This window comes from Streptococcus pluranimalium (genome assembly GCF_047785745.1).
GTDB classification, from domain to species: domain Bacteria; phylum Bacillota; class Bacilli; order Lactobacillales; family Streptococcaceae; genus Streptococcus; species Streptococcus pluranimalium_B.
This window is the reverse complement of record NZ_JBLOJT010000179.1, coordinates 1-1,602: the sequence shown is the minus strand read 5'-3', so window position 1 is coordinate 1,602 and position 1,602 is coordinate 1. Positions and strand designations below refer to the sequence as shown.

2 protein-coding genes and 1 other RNA gene are annotated in these 1,602 nt (G+C 41.8%); all 3 read left to right on the top strand.

The features are described from left to right. Positions 1 to 80 precede the first annotated feature (80 nt). A complete protein-coding gene (locus ACMZ6U_RS10300; RefSeq protein WP_416108329.1) occupies positions 81 to 857 on the top strand; it encodes an MBL fold metallo-hydrolase in 777 nt (258 codons plus the stop codon). After that, the gene (gene tadA, locus ACMZ6U_RS10295; RefSeq protein WP_416108328.1) at positions 857 to 1,381 is read left to right on the top strand and encodes a tRNA adenosine(34) deaminase TadA; all 525 of its coding nucleotides are present in this window, start codon (positions 857 to 859) and stop codon (positions 1,379 to 1,381) included. The genes ACMZ6U_RS10300 and tadA overlap by 1 nt, the downstream gene beginning before the upstream one ends. Positions 1,382 to 1,397: 16 nt before the next feature. After that, an RNA gene (ffs, locus tag ACMZ6U_RS10290) (signal recognition particle sRNA small type) lies at positions 1,398 to 1,495 on the top strand. The last annotated feature ends 107 nt before the right edge of the window (positions 1,496 to 1,602 follow it).

Genomic DNA, 1,602 nt, shown 5'->3' with positions numbered 1-1,602 from the left:
ATTTTTCTCCACCATTGGCTTGAACTTGTCAGAATTAAGGTGATTTTTGTTATAATAGAAGAAAGGAAGGTGGTTTTTGTATGAAATTGACAACGCTTGGTTGCTGGGGAGGTTACCCATTTAAAGACGGTGGAACGACATCTTATCTGCTGACAGGACACGATGGTTTTCAACTGTTGATGGATGTAGGTTCACGCTCTTTAAATGAATTGGAAAAAGAAATTAGCCCGCTGGATTTGGATGCTGTCTTGATTTCACACTATCATCCTGATCATGTGGCAGATTTAGGAGTTCTGCGTCATTACCGCCAGCTCTATCCCAAACACTTATGGCAACCAAAAGTGCTCCCTATCTACGCCCACAATGAAGATAAGGATGAGTTTGAAAAATTAAGTCTGCCAGATGTGTCAGAAGGGATTGTCTATGATGTTGATGGGACGCAAAGTATCGGTCCTTTTGACATTACCTTTATCAAAACGGTCCACCCTGTTATCTGCTATGCTTTTCGCATTGTCGAACGTGAAACTGGTCAAATCCTTCTTTTTACAGCAGATACAGGTTATTTTGAAGCCTTACCAGACTTTGTCAAAGGTGCTGATTTCTTCTTGGCAGATGTTTACCTTTATGAAGGGAATGAAAATCATCCAGCTCATTTGACTACTAAAGAAGCAGGGGAGATTGCTGTTCAGGCTGGTGTCAAAAAATTAGTCTTAACCCATATGCCACCTGTAGCTCCAGAAGGTATTGATCCAGATAATCATTTAGAAATCCTTCGTCAAGAAGCGCAGCAATATGCTGGTGATATTCCAGTCGAGCTAGCTGAACCACATAAATCATGGGATTTAGGACAGCTCTAATGCAAGAATTGACAGAAACAGAAAAAGCCTACTTTATGCAGGAGGCTTTGAAAGAAGCTCAAAAATCTTTAGCTAAGGATGAAATTCCTATCGGCTGTGTTATTGTCAAGGACGGTCAGATTATTGGACGTGGCCACAATGCGCGTGAGGAACTCAATCAAGCAATTATGCATGCGGAGGTTATGGCCATCCAAGAAGCTAATCGCACAGTCGGGAATTGGCGTTTGCTTGAGGCAACCTTGTTTGTGACTATTGAACCCTGTGTCATGTGTAGCGGTGCTATTGGACTAGCTCGTATTCCGCAAGTCATCTATGGAGCACCAAATCAGAAGTTTGGGGCCGCAGGTAGCCTTTATGACATTTTGACAGATGAAAGGTTGAACCATCGTGTGCAGGTCGAAAAAGGTGTTTTACAAGCAGACTGTGCAGCCATCATGCAGACCTTTTTCCGCCAAGGAAGAGAGCAAAAGAAGGTAGCTAAGCGTTTAGCTCAGGAAACTGATAAAAAAAGTAGTTTGCAATAAGTTAAAAATATGCTATACTAATAAATGGAGCAACACTTGTGCGTGAAGTGGGTCAGGGGAGGAATCCAGCAGCCCTAAGCGATGTCAAGTGTGTGCTCTTTTTTTGCGTAAAATTATATTGGCTCTTTGTCAACTGTAGTGGGTTGATGTCAGCTATATTCTATAGAGGACCAGTTTGGTCTTCTCTTTTTTAATGTTTAGTGCAATGAGAATCCGTTTTT